General features: G+C 65.8%; 12 protein-coding genes. 5 read left to right on the forward strand and 7 right to left on the reverse strand.

Annotated elements, in window-relative coordinates; translation table 11 throughout:
• Nucleotides 1–51 precede the first annotated feature (51 nt).
• The 3 genes from ACP69V_RS08080 to ACP69V_RS08090 all read left to right on the forward strand — a co-directional run bounded on the left by ACP69V_RS08080 (nucleotide 52) and on the right by ACP69V_RS08090 (nucleotide 2,701).
• Nucleotides 52–354, forward strand: a complete 303-nt coding sequence (locus ACP69V_RS08080) for a hypothetical protein (protein ID WP_426023399.1) — start codon at nucleotides 52–54, stop codon at nucleotides 352–354.
• Between the two features lie 1,019 nt (nucleotides 355–1,373).
• Nucleotides 1,374–1,922, forward strand: coding sequence for an arylesterase (locus ACP69V_RS08085; RefSeq protein ID WP_426024043.1), 549 nt, complete (start codon nucleotides 1,374–1,376; stop codon nucleotides 1,920–1,922).
• A 5-nt stretch (nucleotides 1,923–1,927) separates the two neighbouring features.
• Nucleotides 1,928–2,701 (forward strand): exodeoxyribonuclease III, encoded by a 774-nt coding sequence (locus tag ACP69V_RS08090; RefSeq protein ID WP_426023400.1) that lies wholly within the window; start codon nucleotides 1,928–1,930, stop codon nucleotides 2,699–2,701.
• A gap of 48 nt (nucleotides 2,702–2,749) precedes the next feature.
• On the opposite strand, the gene ACP69V_RS08095 is transcribed toward ACP69V_RS08090, so the two are convergent.
• Nucleotides 2,750–3,310 carry an alpha-ketoglutarate-dependent dioxygenase AlkB gene (locus ACP69V_RS08095; RefSeq protein ID WP_426023401.1) on the reverse strand — a complete coding sequence of 187 codons (561 nt, stop codon included), beginning with the start codon at nucleotides 3,308–3,310 and terminating at the stop codon, nucleotides 2,750–2,752.
• Nucleotides 3,307–4,380 carry a DNA polymerase IV gene (dinB, locus tag ACP69V_RS08100; protein WP_426023402.1) on the reverse strand — a complete coding sequence of 358 codons (1,074 nt, stop codon included), beginning with the start codon at nucleotides 4,378–4,380 and terminating at the stop codon, nucleotides 3,307–3,309. The genes ACP69V_RS08095 and dinB overlap by 4 nt, the downstream gene beginning before the upstream one ends.
• 111 nt (nucleotides 4,381–4,491) lie before the next feature.
• Here dinB and ACP69V_RS08105 point away from each other — a divergent pair, with 111 nt between their 5' ends.
• Nucleotides 4,492–7,746, forward strand: a complete 3,255-nt coding sequence (locus ACP69V_RS08105) for an error-prone DNA polymerase (protein ID WP_426023403.1) — start codon at nucleotides 4,492–4,494, stop codon at nucleotides 7,744–7,746.
• Nucleotides 7,747–7,827: 81 nt separating this feature from the next.
• Here the strand turns inward: ACP69V_RS08105 and ACP69V_RS08110 are convergent, their stop codons facing one another.
• The gene (locus ACP69V_RS08110) at nucleotides 7,828–8,181 is read right to left on the reverse strand and encodes a helix-turn-helix domain-containing protein (RefSeq protein ID WP_426023404.1); all 354 of its coding nucleotides are present in this window, start codon (nucleotides 8,179–8,181) and stop codon (nucleotides 7,828–7,830) included.
• A gap of 215 nt (nucleotides 8,182–8,396) precedes the next feature.
• A complete protein-coding gene (locus ACP69V_RS08115; protein WP_426023405.1) occupies nucleotides 8,397–9,650 on the reverse strand; it encodes a heparan-alpha-glucosaminide N-acetyltransferase domain-containing protein in 1,254 nt (417 codons plus the stop codon).
• A gap of 237 nt (nucleotides 9,651–9,887) precedes the next feature.
• Here ACP69V_RS08115 and ACP69V_RS08120 point away from each other — a divergent pair, with 237 nt between their 5' ends.
• The gene (locus ACP69V_RS08120; protein WP_426024044.1) at nucleotides 9,888–10,265 is read left to right on the forward strand and encodes a helix-turn-helix domain-containing protein; all 378 of its coding nucleotides are present in this window, start codon (nucleotides 9,888–9,890) and stop codon (nucleotides 10,263–10,265) included.
• Between the two features lie 188 nt (nucleotides 10,266–10,453).
• Here the strand turns inward: ACP69V_RS08120 and ACP69V_RS08125 are convergent, their stop codons facing one another.
• From ACP69V_RS08125 to ACP69V_RS08135, 3 genes are all read right to left on the reverse strand, one after another.
• The gene (locus ACP69V_RS08125; RefSeq protein WP_426023406.1) at nucleotides 10,454–11,461 is read right to left on the reverse strand and encodes an acyltransferase family protein; all 1,008 of its coding nucleotides are present in this window, start codon (nucleotides 11,459–11,461) and stop codon (nucleotides 10,454–10,456) included.
• A 387-nt stretch (nucleotides 11,462–11,848) separates the two neighbouring features.
• A complete protein-coding gene (locus ACP69V_RS08130) occupies nucleotides 11,849–12,277 on the reverse strand; it encodes a VanZ family protein (RefSeq protein WP_426023407.1) in 429 nt (142 codons plus the stop codon).
• 661 nt (nucleotides 12,278–12,938) lie between these two features.
• Nucleotides 12,939–13,664, reverse strand: a complete 726-nt coding sequence (locus ACP69V_RS08135; RefSeq protein ID WP_426023408.1) for a family 16 glycosylhydrolase — start codon at nucleotides 13,662–13,664, stop codon at nucleotides 12,939–12,941.
• Nucleotides 13,665–13,666: the final 2 nt, after the last annotated feature.

The raw sequence follows: 13,666 nt of genomic DNA on the forward strand, positions 1-13,666 counted from the left end.
TCTCGACGCAGCTGACGGAATGGATCATTTTGAGAGGGTCGAAGAACCGTAGTGATCCTCGCCATGCGCCCTTTCGTCCTGCTTCCCGTCTTCCTCCTGGCCGCATGCGCCCATGCACAGGGATCGGATCCGCGCGCTGAAGCGACCGCGGCGTGCCTGGGTATTGCGGCGAGAAACGGCGTCGCGATCGGCGGCGCTCCCGCTCAAGACACCGTCGTCATGGGGCCGGACTATGTGCTGGGGGAGAAGACCTGGCCGGCGACCTCGGCCCGGGGCGAGGTGCTGTGCACGCTCCACGACGACCAGGTCCAGTCGGTGGCGGTCGGGGGTAAAGAGGTCTGGCGTCGTCGTTGACCTGCTAGGAACGCCGCAACCGGTCGGTCCGTGGTGGATGCCGAAGGCCGACCGGCGTCGAGACGCAGACGCGCGCCGTGGTCGAGCGCCAGGGGCCGGACGCCAAGTCTCGATGGCGAGAAAGCCCGCCCCCTCGCGAGGGCGGGTCCTGGCTCACCAGTTTTCAGGAAGGGTCGGGCCGTTGCCGCCGCACACGAAGATCGGCGTTGCGTCGTAATAGGGCGAAGGCACATTCGCCCTCAGGACGTAGCTGTAGCTGCCGGATCGGCCGCAGCCGCGATCGGAGATCTCGCCGAGATATTCGGTCTTCGCGGCGTCGGCGTATTAGACGTAGTGATAGGCGGTCAGGTCGGTCTGAGCGACGGCTGAGGTGACGCCGGCGGCGGCGACCAAGGCGGCGCCGACAAGCATGGCTTTAACGCGGATTTTCATCGGGTTGTCTCCATGTGCACGCCCCATCGCGTGCTCGGACAGAGCACACCGACGACGAACCGGAAGCAACTCACGGGCGCGTCATAAACCACGTTTCAGTTGTGAAGCTTGAGAGATCAGAGGAAACGCGCGCGCCCGACCAGCCGCTTGAAGAGGCTATCGGCGCCGACGAGGAGGAGGCCCAGCAGGTTCATAGGTCGAACATGCCGCCACTCCGGCGACCCGGTCACCATAACGATTGGTAATCACCCAACCAGGCTTGCAAGACCAGATATCCAAGACCGGGATTAGGCCGCCAGCCTCCGGCCACGCCGGGCTTGGCAGTGTCGGGTTCCTCGTTGCCGTTCGTCGCCAGCGCGGGTCCCAGGCCTCAGCGGGCGGCTCCACGGCCCGTTCGGCCAGGCCCCCTGCCCTTCGCGGAACGAGAGCCGCGCCCGACGCCTTATCCTCGGAAACGAGAACGCCATGCCCTTCCCTCCCCGCCTTGCCGACCCCGCCCCCGCCCCCGCCTTCGTGACGGGCCCGATCCGGGTCTTCCGCTGAGCGGCCGCTCCCACGGCGCGCCGGCGGAACGCGTCGTCACCCTCCTGGGCGACTCCCTGACCGCAGGTTATGGCCTCAAACCCGCCGAGAGCCTCCCGCGTCAGTTGGCCAAACGCCTGGAAGGCGGGACGCCGCCCGTGCGGATCGTCGGCGCCGGCGTCTCCGGCGACACCACGGCCGACGGTCTGCGCCGCGTCGATCGGGACGTGCCGGCCCAGACCGACCTTTGCGTCCTGGCCCTGGGCGCCAACGACATGATGCAGCTGGTCCCCGCCGACCGCGTGAAGGCCAATCTCCTGTCTATCATCGACCGACTGCACCGGCGCGGCGTCTTCGTCCTCGTCTGCGGCATGCGCGCGCCGCCCTGGTTCGGCGCCTATGCCTGGGCCTTCGACGCCGCCTATCCCGAGGTCGCCCGAGCGTCCGGCGCGCCCCTCATGCCCTTCCTGATGGAGGGGGTGGCGCTGCATCCCGCCTATGTCCTGCCGGACCGGATCCATCCCAACGCCGTCGGCGTGGGCCGGATGGCCGACGCCCTCGCACCCCATGTGCGCGCCGCCCTCGAAACCCTGGCCACCCCAGCGTCGCGGTGACCGACATGCGGATCGCCACCTTCAACATCAATGGCGTCAAGACTCGGCTGCCCAACCTCCTCGCCTGGCTGGAACAGGCCCAGGCGGACGTGGTCTGCCTGCAGGAACTGAAGGCGACCGACAGCCAGTTTCCCGCCGCCGAGATCGAGGCGGCCGGCTATGCGGCGGTCTGGGCCGGCGAACACCGCTGGAACGGCGTCGCCATCCTGAGCCGGATCGGCGAGCCCGTCGTGACCCGACGCCGGCTGCCGGGCGACGCCGACGACCGCCAGGCCCGCTATATCGAGGCGGCGGTGAACGGCGTGCTGATCGGCTGCCTCTATCTGCCCAACGGCAACCCCAGGCCCGGACCCAAGTTCGACTACAAGCTGGCCTGGGCCGACCGGCTCATCACCCATGCGGCCTCGCTCTATCCCACGGCGGCGCCGGTCGTCCTGGCTGGAGATTACAATGTCGTGCCGACCGACGCCGACATCTACAACACCCGCTCGTGGAAGACCGACGCCCTGCTCCAGCCCGAGAGCCGCGCGGCCTACCAGACCCTGCTCGACCAGGGCTGGACCGACGCCCTGCGCGAGCGCTTCCCGCACGATCCGCCGCCCTGGACCTTCTGGTCCTATTTCCGGGAGGCCTGGCCCCGCGACGCCGGCCTGCGGATCGACCATCTGCTGCTCAACGGCCTTGCGGCCGAACGCCTGACCGACGCCGGCGTCGATCGCGCGGTGCGCGACGCCGAGGGCGCCAGCGACCATGCCCCGGTCTGGATCGACCTCGCCTGACCAGACCGTTCCGGACCGCTTCACGTCACCCGACCGCCCCATCCATCGCTAGACAGCCAGGGTCCGGAAGGTGACGGAATAGCGCAAGGCCGTCATCGGCGTGATCGAATGCTCCCAGCCCGCGCGCGCCTCCCCCGACAATCGATAGGCCGAGCCGCACGCCAGCGGCGCATGTCTGCGCAGAAAGCCCGCCCCCTCGCGACGGCGCAGCCGCATCACGCAGGGCGCCAGCAGGGACAGGCCCAGGATCTCGCCATAGACGGGGCGGTCGCGATGCCAGCCGATGCCGGCGCCGGGCGCATATTCATTGACCAGGACCTGGACGAAGGCCGCGCCGTCCAAATCAAGACGATCCGCCAGCCGCGCCATCACCTGGGAGAGAAACACCGGCCATCCCGCGCTGTCGGCTGCTCGATCAAAGGCCGCGATCCGGCGATGGCCGAGGTAGCCCAGATGCTCATAGGGCCTGAAGGCGAGGGTCTGGAGCGCAGCGACAAGCGCGGCCTGTTCGGGCGTCGACAGGACGTCGGCCCAATAGTCGAACCCTGCAACGACCGGCGCAAATACAGGCGCTTCCCCAAACAGGTCGATCTGCGCCGGTCCGGTCAAGACAGGGCCAGTTGTTTCACCGCCGCGCCCATCGTCTCCAGATTGGACAGGCTGACCCCGACGAGCCGCACGCCCCGGCTCGGCGGATAGAGGGACCGGACCAGCAGCCGACTGACCTCGCGCAAGGCCTCGCGGGAGGCGACGGGCTCGGACAGGGACCGGCTGCGGGTCGACTGCTGGAAGTCGGCCCATTTGACCTTGACGGTGACGGTCCGTCCGCGACTGCCCGCCGTCTCGCACCAGGCCCAGACCTCGTCCGCCATCGCCGCCACCCCGGCCTCGATCGCCTCGGGCTCGGTCAGGTCGGAGGCGAAGGTGGTTTCCGAGCCGCTGGACTTGCGGGTCCGGTCCGGGTTGACCGGCCGATCGTCCTCGCCGCGGGCGATGGCGTAATACCAGGGCCCGGATTTGCCGAAATGATGCTGGAGAAAGGCCAGGGACTGGCGGCGCAGGTCCGCGCCGGTGCGGATCCCCAGACGCTCCATCTTGGCGGCGGTCACCGGCCCCACGCCATGAAACCGCTGGACCGGCAGGGTCTCGACGAAGCCCTCGCCCCGGCCGGGCGCCACGACGAACTGGCCATTTGGCTTTCGCTGGTCCGACGCCAGCTTGGCCAGGAACTTGTTGTAGGAGATTCCGGCCGAGGCGGTCAGGCCGGTCTCCTCCAGAATCCGCCGCCGGATCGCCTCCGCCGTCGCCGAGGCGGTGCCCAGGCCGCGCCGGTCGGCGGTCACATCGAGATAGGCCTCGTCCAAAGACAAGGGTTCGATCAAGTCCGTGTAGTCGGCGAAGATGGCCTGGATCTGCGCCGAGACCGCGCGATAGACCTCAAAGCGCGGCGGGGCGAAGACGAGGTCCGGGCATTTGCGCAGGGCGGTCGTCGAGGGCATGGCCGAGCGCACCCCGAACCGCCGCGCCTCATAGCTGGCGGCGGCGACCACGCCGCGCGCCGCCGCGTGCCCCACCGCGACCGGCCGCCCGCGCAGGGCCGGATCGTCCCTCTGTTCGACGGAGGCGAAGAAGGCGTCCATGTCCACATGGACGATCTTGCGGATGGCCGATCCCTGCATGACGCCCTGCATATCAAGGCGAGAACAAAAAGGAAACATTTGTCCAAGGCGACGCTTGCCTTCGGCCTCCCGCAAGCGCTTTCGAGGACGCCGAACACCCCGCGAACCCTGATGTCCTACGTCGAGCTTCAAGCCACCTCGCACTTCTCCTTCCTGCGCGGCGCCAGCAGTTGCGAGCTGCTGTTCGAACAGGCGCGGCTGTGCGGTCTGGAGGCCCTGGCCATCGTCGACCGCAACTCCCTGGCCGGGATCGTGCGCGCCCATGAGGCGGCCAAGGCCTCGGGCATGCGCCTGATCGTCGGCTGCCGCCTCGACCTGGTCGATGGGACCGGCCTGCTGGTCTATCCGACCGACCGTCCCGCCTATTCCCGCCTGACCCGTCTGCTGTCCCTGGGCAAGCGCCGCGCCGGCAAGGCCCGATGCCATCTCGACTGGGCGGACCTGAAGGACTGGTCGCAAGGCCTGATCGCCGTCCTCGTCCCCGACGAGGCGGACGACGCCTGCGCCGCCCGTCTGCGAAAACTGAAGGCGAGTTTCCCGACCGGCGCCTATCTGGCGCTGACGCTGCGGCGACGCCCCGGCGACGCGCTGCGCCTGCACGACCTGTCCACCCTGGCGGCCCAGGCCGGCGTGCCGACCGTGGCGACCAATGACGTCCTCTTCCATCATCCGGACCAGAGGCTGCTGCAGGATGTCGTCACCTGCGTGCGTCACGGCTGCACCATCGACGAACTGGGGTTTCGGCGCGAACGCCATGCGGACCGCTATCTGAAGCCCCCGGCCGAGATGCATCGTCTCTTCAAGGCCTATCCCGAGGCCCTGGCCCGCTCGGTCGAGATCGCCGACCGCTGCCGTTTCTCGCTCGACGAACTGGCCTATCAATATCCCGACGAGGTCTCGACGCCGGGCATGACGCCGCAGCAGACCCTCGAACAGCTGACCTGGGCCGGCGCCGCGGATCGCTATCCGGAGGGTCTGCCGGACAGCGTGCGCCGGACCCTGCATCACGAGCTCGATCTGATCGGCAAGCTGGACTATGCGCCCTATTTCCTGACGGTCCATTCGATCGTCCGGTTCGCCCGCAGCCGGGATATCCTGTGCCAGGGTCGCGGCTCGGCCGCCAACTCCGCCGTCTGCTATGTCCTGGGCATCACCTCGATCGACCCCGGGCGCAACGACCTGCTGTTCGAGCGCTTCGTCAGCCAGGAGCGCAAGGAGCCCCCCGACATCGATGTCGACTTCGAGCATGAGCGGCGCGAGATCGTCATGCAGTGGATCTTCGAGACCTACGGCCGCAACCACGCCGCCCTCTGCGCGGTCGTCACCCGCTATCGGTCGCGGGGCGCCCTGCGCGACGTCGGCAAGGCGCTCGGCCTCAGCGAGGACCTGATCAAGACCCTATCGTCCCAGGTCTGGAGCTATTCCAGCGAAGGGGTGGAGGACAGGCACGTCGAGGGGCTGAACCTCAATCTGGAGGACCGCCGGCTTCGGCTGGCGCTCGACCTGTCGCGTCAGCTGATCGGCGCCCCGCGCCACCTCAGCCAGCATCCTGGCGGCTTCGTCCTGACGCGGGACCGTCTGGACGATCTGGTCCCGATCGAGCCGGCGGCGATGAAGGACCGCCAGGTCATCGAATGGGACAAGGACGACATCGACGTCCTGAAGTTCATGAAGGTCGATGTCCTGGCGCTGGGCATGCTCAGCTGCATGAAGCGCGGCTTCGACCTGCTGGCCGAGCACAAGGGGATCGCGCTCGACCTGGCCACCCTCCCGGCCGAGGATCCCAAAACCTATGCGATGATCCGCAAGGCCGACACCCTGGGCGTCTTCCAGATCGAGAGCCGGGCCCAGATGGCCATGCTGCCCCGGATCAAGCCCCGCACCTTCTATGATCTGGTCATCGAGGTCGCCATCGTCCGCCCCGGACCGATCCAGGGCGACATGGTCCATCCCTATCTGCGACGACGCGAGGGCAAGGAGGCCGTCGTCTATCCCAAGCCCGAGCTGGAGAAGGTGCTCGGCAAGACCCTCGGCGTGCCCCTGTTCCAGGAACAGGCGATGCGGGTCGCCATAGAATGCGCCGGCTTCACGGCCTCGGAGGCCGACCAGCTTCGGCGCGCCATGGCGACGTTCAAATTCACCGGAGGCGTCAGCCATTTCAAGGACAAGCTGATCAACGGCATGGTCGAGCGCGGCTATGACGCCGCGTTCGCCGAAAAAACCTTCAGCCAGCTCGAAGGCTTCGGCTCCTACGGCTTTCCCGAAAGCCACGCCGCCTCCTTCGCCCTGATCGCCTACGCCTCCTCCTGGCTCAAATGCCACCACCCGGACGTCTTCTGCGCCGCCCTGCTCAACGCCCAGCCGATGGGCTTCTACGCCCCGGCCCAGATCGTCCGCGACGCCCAGCAGCATCAGGTCGAGATCCGCCCGGTCTGCGTCAACGCCAGCCGCTGGGACTGCACCCTGGAGCCTTCCGGCCCGGACGGCCGCCTCGCCGTCCGCCTGGGCTTCCGGATGGTGCGAGGACTGGCGAACGCGGACGCGGCCCGCATCCTGGCGGCCCGAACGGAGGGCGCCTTCCGCTCGGTCGACGACCTGTGGCGACGCGCCGGCGCCCAGGTCTCAAGCCTGGTCCGACTGGCCGAAGCCGACGCCTTCCGCCCAGCCCTTTCCCTCGATCGCCGCGACGCGCTGTGGGCCATCAAGGGCCTGCGCGATGCGCCCCTGCCCCTCTTCGCCGCCGCCGACGCCCGCGACCCGCAACCCGAGATCCTGGAGCAGGACGCCGACCTCAAACCCATGACGCCGGGCCGCGAGGTGGTCGAGGACTACAGCCATACCGGCCTGACCCTGCGCGACCATCCGATCAGCTTCCTGCGCGCCGAGCTCCAGACCCGCCACGTCATGACCTGCGCCGATGCGACAGGGATGCGCGACGGACGCCTGACCCGGGTCGCGGGCCTGGTCCTGGTCCGCCAGAAGCCCGGCAGCGCCAAGGGGGTGATGTTCATCACCATCGAGGACGAGACCGGGGTCGCCAATCTGGTGATCTGGCCCAGCCTCTACGACCAGCAGCGCCGCATCGTCCTGTCGGCGACGATGCTGGCGGTGGACGGCAAGGTTCAGCGCGAAGGCGAGGTCGTCCATATCGTCGCGACCAGACTTCACGACGCATCCGGCCTGCTCGCCTCGGTCGGCGACCGAGCCTCGGCCTTCCCCCTCCCCCACGGTCGCGGCGACGAATTCCATCGCGGCGGATCGCCCGACGCCCGCGACGCCCCGCCCCGGACGGTCAGGGCGAGAGACATCTACATCCCCGATCTGCACCTCGACACGATCCGTCTGAAGAGCCGGGATTTTCGGTGATCAGCTTGTCCGCCCCTCATTCAGACGGGCGAGAGAGGCGCCAGCCGAACGGACACCGCACGTCGTCGGTATCGCCTTGGATCACTCCGGTCCGGCGTCACGCTTGGCGAACTCGCGGATCATCGCCACCACGGCATCCCGCTCAGGCCCACGAAGTTGAGACCACAGCTTCAGCATCACCCTTTCGGAGTGCGTATTGGCCGACAACTCTGTCTCGCCATAAAGGCTCAGCACGGAACAGTCGAACGTCTTCGCCAGTTTCAGCATGGCTGCGGCGCTGACGCGATTGAGCCCGCGCTCGTACTTTTGGATTTGTTGAAATGTGACCCCGACCGCCGTGGCGAGCTCGACCTGCGTCATACGCGCGGCCACCCTGAACGCCTTGATCGTGGCTCCAATTCGAACATCGACTTCAGTGGTGTTGCTGCGTGCCATGAGCGGGTGCTAACACGACCGCTCTGGCGTGAACACGGTCAGATTTGCGCACCTGACGCTTCAGGGCTGACACACTCAGCCGGCGGCGGCCGCAGGTCCTGTGTGGAATTCGAAGTTGATTGCGGCCGAGACCTGATTCAGAGCCCCAGCCATGGTGTAGACGGGCTGGACACAACCCAACAGGTGAATGACGTCCACCACGACGGCACGGGAATTCAGCCTACTTCACCGCCCGAGCGCCTCAATCCCGCATCAGGCCACAAGAGGCGAGCATAGGCTTTGCCGATCGGCGTCACGGCGGCTCCGATGCTCGACACGACCCAATTCTGGGCCTTAGCCCAGGCGACGAGCGCACCGCTGCAGCCGGCGCCGGCTCGCGCCCTACCCACCGTCAGGGAACGCCAGAACAAACCACTGAGTGCGACGACGGCCGCGAGAAGCACAATGCCGAACGCAAGGGATAGGCTCTCTGGCACCACGAGCCGCCGAGCCAGAACCAGTAGAATATTGCCGAAGGCGAACGTGAACAGGCTGACCGTGCCGATAAAGCTTAGACGGGCCGTTCGCGCACGACCCCGATCATAATGTTCGGTCGCCAGCCAGACGGCTCCGGCCGCTGTCAGCGCCCCAATGGCGAAGTAAAGCGGATGGTTGTCGTTCCGAAAATCCATGTTGATGAGAAGGCTTACGACAGCGCTGAACGACGCGTCTCTTGGCCAGAGCGCAAGCACGGCGACCAAAGGCATTAAAGTGAGAGCGGCGAACGCCACCCGCCCCGGACCGGGCTCATCAGGATTTCTGGTCAACCACCGGGCGGCGTGTCCGATCAGGAGCCCAAAGGTCACGAAGCCGAGACCATGAAGAACGGACGGTCCACCGGGCCCATCGCCGCCGCCGTAAAGAAATCCCGCGGGGAACTCCAGATAGTTCCGCCCCATCACCGGCGGAGGCCTCGGGAGATCAGCCAGCAGGGGATGGGCGAGTTGGACCGCCAGGCTGAAGGTCACGAGAACCGCGAGCCCCCAACGATCACGCGTCAGACGAAGGATGACCGGCGCAAAGACCAGAATGACCGCGTAAAATTTGAGGATGTCGGAAAAGGGGGTGACGCCCATCAGAAGCAGGCATCTCAAGCCGTAGCCCATCGAGAAATCGCCCACCGCAACACGGACGATGATCGCCAGAGCGTAAAGAAGATAACACTGCGCAGCCCTGGAGAGGAGCTGCCGAACCGTGGCGACGGGCCCGTCTCGATCCAGCTTCTTGCGGTATGCGATTTCAAGCATCGAGCCGAACAGGCAGATGAAAACCGGCGTGGCCAGGCCCATTAAGAGTCTGACGGCGGTCATCGGGATCCCGTTCTGTCCATCGAACGCCCCGGACACGGTGAAGGCATGGCTGCCCATGGCGCCGATAATCGCCACTGACCGAACCAAATCTATGCCGACCAGACGTCGCCCAGTAACCATGCGGATCCTTTAACGGCGCCAGTAGCGCACAATTGCTGCGGCGCAGCAACGGCCGGACATCGGGTCAGGAAGGCTGCACCGCGCAAAAAGACGCCTTGCCGTCGTGTCTTGACGGAGGGACTATTGCGGACCGACGGAGCGGTTCTCTCCATTCGCGTCACAGCCGCCCGCTCCAGCGCTGTGGCCATCCCTCCCCCGACACTGCGCCCGTTCAACATCAGAGCCCCTACATTGATCATGGAACCCAGGATCTCGCCGGAAATTGGTGACGACGCAGCTTTCTACAGCGACATTGGACGGTCGCTTCGGATTCGCCGCAAGGAACTTGGCCTGAGTTTGAGGGTCGTGGCCGCCTCGGTCGGCATGAGTCCGCCCATGGTCCTGAAGTACGAAGCAGGTGCGAAAGTTTCGTCAGCGACGCTCGTTCAACTCGCCGCCGCTTTGGACTGTCTACCCTCCGAGTTTCTCAACGTTCCGGATCCTTACGAGCAGCCCATGATACGCCGTTTGGTCTCCGCATGGTCACGCCTGCCGAATGACGAAGCGCGCACCGCAACAATCCGGTTGATAGAGACCCTGTCCAGCGACGCGGCGTCCCCCACCACAATCGTCTGATCCGAAACGAAGAGTGGCGCTCCGCGATCAAAATCACGAAGCGCCCGCAATCCGTTTCGGCCAAAGCGCTGCCCCGAAGGATCAACCCAAACGGCGCGTTTCCTGAGCAATGAAGCCTGCCCGGCAACGCACCCATCTCCTCTTGGTTCCCCGCGCCCCCCCGATTCGCTCGCCGTCTGTCGCGTCGATCAGCGCTCACGCGCCTCCGCCATCCGCTCGCCACTCTTCCGTCCTGCCGGTGGTCGATAAAGCCACGTCAAGCCGAGCTTTTGAGAGATCAGAACGAAACCGATCGAAATCCCAAGGCTCACGATCGTGAGCACAAAGGGCGTGCCGATCCACTCGGGCGCCAAAGCCTGTCCTGTCATATCGATGACGTAAAACATGATAAGGATCATGATTGGGTGGACGAGATATACGCCCAGACTGTAGCGCCCAAACCCCTGCGCCAGTCGCCCTATCCAAGGCGCCTCTGCAACGATGGAGGCGCCCGCGATGCCGACGGGCGCCGCGAGCACGGCGAGCCCGAACAGCAGCGCGCCCTTGCCCGACAAGGGAACGGGCATCCATACGGTCAGGGCCGTCAGCCCCGCGAAAAGCAGCCCCCCGCCGAGGAGAAGGCGCCAGCGTCGCCCCTCAATGCTCCGCTCTATCTCCCCTGCAGCCACTCCCGTCAGGAAAAAGGGGAGAAACCGGAGGAGGTTGTCGTAGACGAAACTGTTCAGGGCGATCAGGCCCGCAAAGCTGCAGAACGAAAGCGCGCCAGCGCCGATGATGACCGCAAGCCTCCAGGATCGCGGCGTTGCGGCGGCGATCGCGGTGTAAAGAACCAGGGCCCATATGAACCATAGAGGCGAGCGCGGATTGGCCAGATACGCGAGAGGCTCAACGGTCTGCCTATCCCCTAAAGTCGCGGCAGCTGCGGCGTTGAGAAGCGTCCAAAGCGCGAAAACGTAACACAGTCCGGCGATACGACGCGTTACGGCGGCTGACCAGCCGCCGTCGAGGAGCGTTTGGCTGAAGCGTCCGGCAGCGACGAAGAACAGAACGATCGGGAAGGGTGCGAACAGATTGATCAGCATCCAGGCCGTCCAGTGGACTTCTCCTCGCTCACCGAGCCCGAGAACCACGTGGAAAAACACGATCGTTATGATCGCCAAACCCCGAGCAGCGTCCGCCCAGCCCTGCCGCACCATGGTGTCGTCCCCCTGACCTCAAGGCGAGGCCACCCGCCCCTGAAGCCTGCAAGTTCCGAGCCTGAAAACGACGGTGTTCGCCCGTCAGAATGGCACAGACTGACCCAGGCGTGCCAATATGGCACACAGCCCAGATCCAGAAGGCGAGGGTTCAACGTTTCTTGGCGGACCGGATTCAAATTGTCAGGCGTTAACCACCCTGCCCCCGCGACGCCAAGCCCGGACTTGCTAAGGTCCGAGTCGGCCGGCGGGGGTCGGTCTCTCCCTCCCCTCGCCGGCCGGGCGGTCCGTCCGGAACAGCAACCTGCGGATCGCCCACCCCTGATCCAGTTGTACCAGAACAGGACGGGCCACACTTGCTTTGCAAGTTTCGGCGCCAGGACGGCCTTAACGCCATCCGTCTTTCTGGATCGGCCTATCGTCGGCGTCGGATCGCCTGGATGACGAAGGCAACTGTCGGCGCCCACCCTTTTTGCGACGGTCCCGGTCGGATATCTCGCGGAAGGACAGATACGGATGGCGGCGCGCATCGTAGCGGAGCCTTTCGATCCAGCCGGGCGCCGTGGCCGCAGCCACACCCACCGCGTCAGCGAGGAAATCCAACAGGGAGACACTGCGCCCTGTCAGGCCTTGGGCCAACTCGATCAGTAGACCCAAGCCCAGTGTCATCAAGGCGAGATCGTTGCGGCGCCACTGCGGAGCCACGGCGAAGACCATAAGGGTGAGGACATAGAAGGCGATGGCGTGAGCGCTCTTGTCACTCAACCCGGCGCGCGACTCGACGCCCTGAAAGGGTCCCAGGGTGAAGACCAGCAAGCCCAGGATCGTGCAAACGGTTATGGCGCGTAGGATCAGGACGGCGCGATGGGGTGTGATCAAAGCGGGGCTCTCCAATGGAGACCCTGCCTATCCGTCAACCCGCCAAGGCGACGTGAACCAATATCGTGAACCCGTGTAAACCACGTCTGAACGCGGCAGCGCGAGCGGGTATCAGCTCTTGTTGCGTCGCCGGTAGGATCGCCCGCGTCGGACCATTCGACGGAGGGCGGTCGCCGGAGCCGGCAGACCTAGGCGACGCTGGATCACCGGCCAAACCAGCCAAATCGCCACGCAGGCGCAAAGGATCAAAGCCAGCGAAATCAACATTCACTCCAGGTGGGCGCCGACTCCATAGCACGGATATTGCGGCTACGTTGCGGCGCACAAGATTCCGTGCACAAAAATACGCCTGGGTCGCGGGGCGACCTCAGGAATGTTCCTGGCTTTCAGCTTTGAGACGACTCGGCATAGCGTTCCCCCACCACGCGAAAAATCGCGGGAGGAAACGAAATGCAGGATCTGCCCAGTCAGCACCTTCCTATGGCTTGCGCGGGGATTTCGCCTCGCCGGCCACTCGTTTTTTGGGGCCTGATCGGTTGCAATCTCGCAATCTGGATCGGTTTGGCTGCCATGGTTGCTGCACTTCTCGCGGACTAGTTCACGCCGGCGGCAGAGGCCCCGCGCGGTAACCATGCACCCGCATGCGAAGCGATTCGCCCCGCGAGAGAGGACGCCATTGTCCCGCCCATCCGGGATCGAGACCGTTCGCCACCCAGAGGTCGAAATACGGCTTCTGAACCGTGGAGGGGAATCCCAGCGGCGTATCTTCGGGGGTGACGTCAGCGACCACCGCCCCATCGACGAAGAAGCGAACGCGTCGTCCCGCTTCGTAAGCGATCGCCAGCCGAAAACGTCGACCCGACAGGTCGCCTCGAATGACTGTATCGGACCAAACCGCCGTGTGTTTGCCATCGACGGCTGTCCAAAGCGTCAACTGTAGACCGTTGCGCCCCACCACTTCGAAATCGATCTCGTCGAAGGTCTTGGCGTTGAAGGTCCAGAGCGGCGCTGCGATGAGGCCGTCCCGCATCGACGGCAAGGTGACGTCCACCTCCCAAAGCGCTTCAGTGGCGCCGGATGCCGCAGCCTGCGTCTGAACCTGTCCCGAGGCGCGCTCGCTGACGGACAAGACAAGTTCACCGTCGCGAATGACGGCGTGATCGGCACGCCAGTCATATCCCCCGAGCTTTGGTTCAGACCACTGAGACGGGGCCATAGGCGCGTCCCAATCCCACAGTCTAAGCGCAACATTGCTGAAGTCAGGCAGCGGCGGCAAAGGCGTCGGCGCCTGGGCCGTGGCGCCGGCGAGCAGCGCCCCTGCCATGG

It is taken from the genome of Brevundimonas sp. PWP3-1b1 (genome assembly GCF_049896065.1).
Taxonomy (GTDB): Bacteria; Pseudomonadota; Alphaproteobacteria; order Caulobacterales; family Caulobacteraceae; genus Brevundimonas; species Brevundimonas intermedia_B.

What these genes read in the sequence shown, in the direction of transcription:
- ACP69V_RS08090 (WP_426023400.1), top strand. Translation starts at nt 1,928, where the DNA reads ATGCGGATCGCCACCTTCAACATCAATGGCGTCAAGACTCGGCTGCCC.
- dinB (WP_426023402.1), bottom strand. Translation starts at nt 4,380, where the DNA reads ATGCAGGGATCGGCCATCCGCAAGATCGTCCATGTGGACATGGACGCC.
- ACP69V_RS08105 (WP_426023403.1), top strand. Translation starts at nt 4,492, where the DNA reads ATGTCCTACGTCGAGCTTCAAGCCACCTCGCACTTCTCCTTCCTGCGC.
- ACP69V_RS08110 (WP_426023404.1), bottom strand. Translation starts at nt 8,181, where the DNA reads ATGGCACGCAGCAACACCACTGAAGTCGATGTTCGAATTGGAGCCACG.
- ACP69V_RS08115 (WP_426023405.1), bottom strand. Translation starts at nt 9,650, where the DNA reads ATGGTTACTGGGCGACGTCTGGTCGGCATAGATTTGGTTCGGTCAGTG.
- ACP69V_RS08120 (WP_426024044.1), top strand. Translation starts at nt 9,888, where the DNA reads ATGGAACCCAGGATCTCGCCGGAAATTGGTGACGACGCAGCTTTCTAC.
- ACP69V_RS08125 (WP_426023406.1), bottom strand. Translation starts at nt 11,461, where the DNA reads ATGGTGCGGCAGGGCTGGGCGGACGCTGCTCGGGGTTTGGCGATCATA.
- ACP69V_RS08135 (WP_426023408.1), bottom strand. Translation starts at nt 13,664, where the DNA reads ATGGCAGGGGCGCTGCTCGCCGGCGCCACGGCCCAGGCGCCGACGCCT.